The organism is Noviherbaspirillum denitrificans (assembly GCF_002211445.1).
GTDB lineage: Bacteria > Pseudomonadota > Gammaproteobacteria > Burkholderiales > Burkholderiaceae_D > Noviherbaspirillum > Noviherbaspirillum denitrificans.
In genome coordinates, this window is the sequence record NZ_LSTO01000001.1 from 1614939 (window position 1) to 1621635 (window position 6697).

At 65.0% G+C, this 6697-nt stretch carries 7 protein-coding genes; all 7 read left to right on the forward strand.

The window, feature by feature from the left end; translation table 11 throughout:
* The coding region (locus AYR66_RS08070) for an NADH-quinone oxidoreductase subunit B family protein (RefSeq protein WP_088709684.1) at positions 1-746 on the forward strand (746 nt) is incomplete at its 5' end.
* Between the two features lie 7 nt (positions 747-753).
* Positions 754-2214, forward strand: coding sequence for a nickel-dependent hydrogenase large subunit (locus AYR66_RS08075; RefSeq protein WP_088707077.1), 1461 nt, complete (start codon positions 754-756; stop codon positions 2212-2214).
* Between the two features lie 20 nt (positions 2215-2234).
* Positions 2235-3596 (forward strand): sensor histidine kinase, encoded by a 1362-nt coding sequence (locus tag AYR66_RS30370; RefSeq protein ID WP_141104041.1) that lies wholly within the window; start codon positions 2235-2237, stop codon positions 3594-3596.
* Between the two features lie 76 nt (positions 3597-3672).
* On the forward strand, positions 3673-4911 hold the full coding sequence (gene argJ / locus AYR66_RS08085) for a bifunctional glutamate N-acetyltransferase/amino-acid acetyltransferase ArgJ (protein ID WP_088707079.1): 1239 nt from the start codon (positions 3673-3675) through the stop codon (positions 4909-4911).
* Position 4912: 1 nt separating this feature from the next.
* The gene (locus AYR66_RS08090) at positions 4913-5797 is read left to right on the forward strand and encodes an ATP-binding protein (RefSeq protein ID WP_088707080.1); all 885 of its coding nucleotides are present in this window, start codon (positions 4913-4915) and stop codon (positions 5795-5797) included.
* Positions 5794-6198 carry an NUDIX domain-containing protein gene (locus AYR66_RS08095; RefSeq protein WP_088707081.1) on the forward strand — a complete coding sequence of 135 codons (405 nt, stop codon included), beginning with the start codon at positions 5794-5796 and terminating at the stop codon, positions 6196-6198. Before AYR66_RS08090 ends, AYR66_RS08095 begins: the two co-directional genes overlap by 4 nt.
* 267 nt (positions 6199-6465) lie before the next feature.
* Positions 6466-6697: alanine racemase (locus AYR66_RS08100; RefSeq protein ID WP_170942279.1), on the forward strand; the 232-nt coding region annotated here is incomplete at its 3' end.

Consider the following 6697-nt stretch of genomic DNA (forward strand, 5'->3'; position numbering starts at 1 on the left):
TCCATATCCTGTCCGGCACCGGACGCCCGATGACCGCCTGGGTGCGTGAACTGGCCGCAGTCGCGCGCTACACCGTTGCGGTCGGCACCTGCGCTGCCTACGGCGGCCTCGCCTCCAGCGGCAGCAATCCCACCGAAGCGTGCGGCCTGCAGCATGAAGGCGACCGTGTCGGCGGACTGCTGGGCGCGGATTACCGCAGCGGCGCCGGCCTTCCGGTCATCAATATCGCGGGATGCCCGACGCATCCGCAATGGGTACTGGAGACGCTGATGGCGCTGGCCGCCGGTATGTTCGACGCCGCGCAACTGGACGCGCTCGGCCGGCCCCGTTTCTACGCCGACAAGCTGGTCCACCACGGCTGCCCGCGCAACGAGTTTTACGAATTCAAGGCCAGCGCGCAGAAACCCTCCGACCAGGGATGCCTGATGGAACAGCTCGGATGCAAGGGAACGCAGGCGCATGCGGACTGCAACACCCGCTTGTGGAATGGCGAAGGTTCCTGCGTGCGCGGCGGCTTCGCCTGCATCAGCTGCACCGAACCGGGCTACCAGGATCCGGGCCATCCATTCCACCAGACACCGAAGATCGCCGGCATTCCCATCGGCCTTCCCACTGACATGCCCAAGGCCTGGTTCGTCGCGCTGTCGTCCCTGTCCAAATCCGCCACGCCACGACGCGTACGCGAAAACGCCACGGCCGACCATCCCGTGGTGACCCCGGCCATCCGCAAGACGCGTCTGAAATGAGCGCAACATGACACGCCTGATCGTCGGACCGTTCAACCGCGTCGAGGGCGACCTCGAAGTGCACCTCGACATCGAGGAGGGCCGCGTGCGGTCGGCGCGCGTCAATGCGCCGATGTACCGCGGCTTCGAGCAGATACTGCAACAGCGCCATCCGATGGATGCGCTGGCCGTCGTGCCGCGCATCTGCGGCATCTGCTCGGTGTCGCAGTCGGTCGCCGCCGCGCGCGCGCTTGCCGACATGATGGGCGTGCAGCCGCCGGAAAACGGCGTGCACGCAACCAACCTCATCCAGGCCACCGAAAACCTCGCCGACCACCTGACGCATTTCTACCTGTTCTTCATGCCTGATTTTGCGCGCCCCGAGTACGCGTCGCGGCCGTGGCATGCCGAGGCGCGGCGGCGTTTTGCCGCGCAGCAGGGGCAGCACGTGCGGCAGGCGGTGGCCGCGCGGCAGCGGTGGTTTACGCTGCTGGGCACGCTGGCCGGCAAATGGCCGCATTCCCTGACCATCCAGCCGGGAGGTTCTTCCAGGCCGGTTGACACCGGCGAGCGTATCCGGCTGCTCACCCGCATCCGCGAGTTCCGCGCCTTCCTCGAACAGACGCTGTTCGCCGCGCCGCTGGAGCACATCGCGGCGATCGGCAGCGAAGCGGAACTGGATGCATGGCATGCCGCATCGCAGCCGGATGACGGCGATTTCCGCCTGTTCCTCACCTTGGCGCGCGAGAATGCACTCGATGGTCTCGGCCAGGGGCCCGGGCTTTACCTTTCCTATGGCGCCTACCCCGGCGCGGCCGGAGAGCACGCATTCCGGCGCGGCCTGTGGGATGGGCGCGCGCACAGTGTGCTGCCCCTCGATACCGCGCGCATCACAGAAGACGCGACGCATGCATGGCTCGCGGATGAGGGCGGACCCCGGCATCCGCGGGACGGCCTGACATTGCCGGCGCCCGGCAAGACGGAAGCCTACACCTGGAACAAGGCGCCGCGCATGGCCGGCCGCGTGCTGGAAACCGGCGCCATCGCGCGCCAGCTGGTCGCCGGCCATCCGCTGGTGCGGGAAGCGGTGGTGCGCACTGGCGGCAACGTCTACACACGTGTACTGGCGCGCCTGCTGGAACTGGCCCTGGTGGTACCGATGATGGAACGCTGGCTGGCCGCGCTGCGGCCCGGCGAGCCATACTTCACGGACGCGAGCCTGCCCGATGCGGCGCAGGGCATGGGCCTCACGGAAGCCGCCCGCGGCGGCCTCGGCCATTGGGTTGTCGTGCAGGACGGAAAGATCCGCAACTACCAGATCGTCGCGCCCACCTCCTGGAATTTTTCCCCGCGCGACGCGCAGGGACAGCCGGGTGCGCTCGAACTCGCGCTGGCCGGCACCGAAGCCGGCGAGGGCGCCGCGGCGCCGGTCGCGGTGCAGCATATCGTCCGCTCCTTCGATCCCTGCATGGTCTGCACCGTGCATTGACGCTCCCCGAGAAGAACAACATGCCACGACAATCCAAGACTTCTTCGCCCGCCGTCCCCGGTATTCACGCCATGCCGGATCACGCCGCGCTCGACGGCGTGGACGAGGCAACCTGGGTCGACGTGATCCAGAAGATGGACGAGGTGTATTCGCAGCTCGTGCGCGACGAAATCGCGCTGGAGGAAAAGAACGAACAGCTCGAGCGTTCGCAGCAATTCATCTTCAGCCTGCTGTCCGCGATGTCGGATGTGTTGGTGGCATGCAACCACCTTGGCGACATCGAAGAAACCAATACCGCATTGCGTGAACTGGTCGGCGTCGACGAACAACGCTTGCGCGGCATGACCATCTACGACCTGCTCGCCGACGGCACCAGCGCAGCCCGTGTCCGGCGCATGATCGAGCAGGCGCTGCCGGGCGGCGAGGTCGCCGAGCTGCAGCTGGTGCATCCCACCCATGGCGGCGTGCACGTTGACTTCAACTGCACCCCGCGCATGGACAGCAGCGGCAAGCGCGCCGGCTACGTGTTCGTCGGCCGTCCGCTGGGCGAACTCAAGCGCGCGTACCAGGAATTGCGCCAGACCCATGAGGCGCTCAAGCGGACGCAACAGCAACTGCTGCATGCCGAGAAAATGGCCTCGCTGGGCCGCCTAGTGGCCGGCGTTGCGCATGAACTCAACAACCCGATCAGTTTCGTGCTCGGCAATGTCCACGCGCTCAAGCGCTACAGCGACCGCATCACCGCCTATGTGGAGGCGGTGCACGAAGGCGATACGCCGGAGCAGCTTGCCGAAATGCGCCAGAAGCTGCGTATCGATCGCATCCTCGACGACCTGCCTTCGTTGATCGAAGGCACCATCGAGGGGGCGCAGCGCACCACTGACATCGTCAACGGCCTCAAACGTTTTTCCGCGGTCGATCGCGACGAGAAGGAACAGGTGGACCTGAACGACGTGGTCGAGCGCGCGATCCACTGGGTCAGCAAGGGAACGGCGCCGCATTTTGCCGTCCACTGGGAACGCGGCGCTCCATTGTCGGTGACGGGCAGCGCGGGCAAGCTGCTGCAAGTATTGATGAACGTCATCCAGAACGCCTATGACGCCGCCAGCGGCGCCCAGGTGGCGCAACCGGCGTTGTGGATTACCGCCGGCCGTGAGGACGGCAAGGTGGCGCTCTACCTGCGCGACAACGGTCCCGGCATTCCCGACGCCTGCATGAACCAGATCTTCGACCCCTTCTTCACCACCAAGCCGGTCGGCAAGGGAACCGGCCTTGGCCTGTCGATCAGCTACGGCATTGTCGAGAAGCACGGCGGCACCCTGTCGGCGCGCAATGCGCCGGGCGGCGGGGCGGAATTCGTCATCGAGCTGCCGGCGGCGTAGCGCCCGGCGCGCGGCCGGCCAAAGGGATTACAATAACGTTCCCTTTTTGTCTCCCTTTTTCCGTCCGCGCACTCCTATGGCCGTCAATCTTCCCCTTCCCATCGCCGCCAACCTGAAGCCTGTCGCAGGCATCGAACTGGGCTTCGCCGAAGCCGGCATCCGCAAAGCCAACCGCAAGGACCTGCTGGTCATGAAGCTGGCGCCGACGGCGACGGTCTCGGGCGTGTTCACGAAGAACCGTTTCTGCGCCGCGCCGGTGCAGGTGTGCAAGGCCCACCTCGAAGGCGTGCGCCTGTCGGGCACCCCGATCCAGGCACTGGTCGTCAACACTGGCAACGCGAACGCCGGCACCGGCGAAGCCGGCCTGGCCAATGCCAATGCCACCTGCGAGGCGCTGGCCGCGCTGCTGGGATGCGCACCGTCGCAGATCCTGCCGTTCTCGACCGGCGTGATCCTGGAACCGCTGCCGGTCGACCGCCTCAAGGCCGGCCTGCCGAACGCGATTGCCAACCTGAACGCCGACAACTGGTACAACGCGGCGGAAGCCATCATGACTACCGACACCCAGCCGAAGGCGGCGTCGCGCACGGTGACCATCGCCGGCAAGAGCGTGACGCTGACCGGCATCAGCAAGGGCGCGGGCATGATCAAGCCGAACATGGCGACCATGCTCGGCTACCTGGCGATGGATGCCAAGGTCGTGCAGCCGGTGCTGGACCACATGGTGAAGGCCGCCGCCGACAAGTCCTTCAATTGCATCACGATCGACGGCGACACCTCGACCAACGATTCCTTCATGGTCATCGCCACCGGCGCCGGCCAGCTGGAAGTGAACGACACCACTTCCCCCGAATACGCCGAACTCGCCGCCGCGGTCACGTCGATTTCGCAAGAACTGGCGCAGATGATTGTGCGCGACGGCGAGGGCGCGACCAAGTTCATGACCATCACGGTGGAAGAGGGCCGCTCGGTCGAGGAATGCCGCCAGATCGCCTATTCCATCGGCCATTCGCCGCTGGTGAAGACCGCGTTCTACGCATCCGACCCCAACCTCGGCCGCATCCTGGCGGCGATCGGTTACGCCGGCATCGACGACCTCGATGTCAGCAAGCTCAACCTCTACCTCGACGACGTCTGGGTCGCGAAGAACGGTGGACGCAATCCGGAATACAAGGAAGAAGACGGCCAGCGCGTGATGAAGCAGAGCGAGATCACCATCCGCGTCAAGCTCGCGCGCGGCGATGCGGCAGCGACCATCTGGACCTGCGACTTCTCGCACGACTACGTGAGCATCAACGCCGACTACCGTTCCTGACATGACGCAACTCGACCAATTCCTCGAGCGCGCGGAAGCGCTGCTGACGCGCATCGAAGCCTTCCTGCCGCACGCCGCGCGCAACGTGGATTGGAATGCCTCGTACGCCTTTCGCTGGCGCAAGCCGGGTGGCAAGGGCAGCCACGGCTACCTGCAGCCGGTGACCCATGTCGCGCGCATCGCCTTCTCCGACCTGCACAACATCGAGCGCCAGAAGGAGCAGATCGAGCAGAACACGCGGCAGTTCGTCGCAGGACGTCCGGCCAACAACGTGCTGCTGACCGGCGCGCGCGGCACCGGCAAGTCCTCGCTCATCAAGGCTTGCCTGAACCAGTTCGCCGAGCAGGGCCTGCGCCTGATCGAAGTCGACAAGGATGACCTCAGTGACCTGCCCGATATCGTCGACCTCGTGGCCGCGCGCCCTGAGCGCTTCGTCATCTTCTGCGACGACCTGTCCTTCGAGGAAGGCGAGGGTGGCTACAAGGCACTCAAGGTCGCGCTCGATGGCGGCCTGACCGCGCAGTCGGACAATGTGCTGATCTACGCCACATCCAACCGCCGCCACCTGATGCCCGAGCGCATGTCCGACAATGCGACCTATGTGCACACGGAAGACGGCGACCTGCATCCGGGCGAGACGGTCGAGGAAAAGATTTCCCTCTCCGAGCGTTTCGGCCTGTGGGTGTCTTTCTACCCGTTCAAGCAGGACGACTACCTCGACATCGTCGCGCACTGGCTGCGCCACTTCGGCTGCGATGCGCAACAGATCGAGGAAGCCCGCGCCGACGCATTGCGCTGGGCGCTGCAGCGCGGCTCGCGTTCCGGCCGCGTGGCCTGGCAGTTCGCCAAGGACCACGCCGGCAAGATCCAGAAGCAAGGCCTATGACCAAACCGGCAGCACCCATCGATGTCGCCGTCGGCATCCTCATGAAGCCGAACGGCGATGTCCTGCTCGGCCAGCGCCCCGACGGCAAGCCCTACGCCGGCTACTGGGAATTCCCGGGCGGCAAGGTGGAGCCGGGCGAGGACATCCTCGATGCGCTCAAGCGCGAGTTCGTCGAGGAGCTGGGCGTGCAAGTCCTCTCTGCCGAACCCTGGTGCGGCGTCGAGCACGTTTACCCGCACGCGCACGTGCGCCTGCATTTCTACATCAGCCGGGAGTGGGCCGGCGAACCGCAAAGCCTGGAAGGGCAGGCCTTTGCCTGGCAGGGGTCGCTGGGTGTCGAACCCTTGCTGCCCGCCACGATTCCGCTGATCGAGTGGCTGGACAGGCTTCGGTACGCCTGAGCACCCAAGACTGTATTTATTTGAATACACTGTACATTAATATATACAGTCGTTCTTCTGCCTTCGTTTCCTTTTAAATTCAAATACTTATTCCTTGCATGATGGGTGTGTGTATATAAATGTGTACACATGCCAAAGCCCCCTTCTTTGCCAAAAAAACGCTAAGCCATTGAATTTATTGCGTTTGTCTTTCTGGCACGCCTGTTGCTGAACTGTCCGGAAACATGACCGGCACAGATCCGGTCCATGACACGCGACGAGGGGACAATGGCGGATCGGGAAAAGCAGGCGGGCGCAGTACTTACCATCGACTTGGGCGCAATCCGCGCCAACTATCGCTTCCTGCAATCGAAGGCGCCCGGCGCGCGCTGCGGCGCGGCCGTCAAGGCAGACGCCTATGGCCTCGGCGCAATCCCGGTAGCCGCCGCGCTGGCCGAAGAGGGCTGCCGCCACTTCTTCGTCGCGCACCTCGATGAAGGCATCGCCCTGCGTCCCCATC

What these genes read in the sequence shown, in the direction of transcription:
- AYR66_RS08075 (WP_088707077.1), top strand. Translation starts at nt 754, where the DNA reads ATGACACGCCTGATCGTCGGACCGTTCAACCGCGTCGAGGGCGACCTC.
- AYR66_RS30370 (WP_141104041.1), top strand. Translation starts at nt 2,235, where the DNA reads ATGCCACGACAATCCAAGACTTCTTCGCCCGCCGTCCCCGGTATTCAC.
- argJ (WP_088707079.1), top strand. Translation starts at nt 3,673, where the DNA reads ATGGCCGTCAATCTTCCCCTTCCCATCGCCGCCAACCTGAAGCCTGTC.
- AYR66_RS08090 (WP_088707080.1), top strand. Translation starts at nt 4,913, where the DNA reads ATGACGCAACTCGACCAATTCCTCGAGCGCGCGGAAGCGCTGCTGACG.
- AYR66_RS08095 (WP_088707081.1), top strand. Translation starts at nt 5,794, where the DNA reads ATGACCAAACCGGCAGCACCCATCGATGTCGCCGTCGGCATCCTCATG.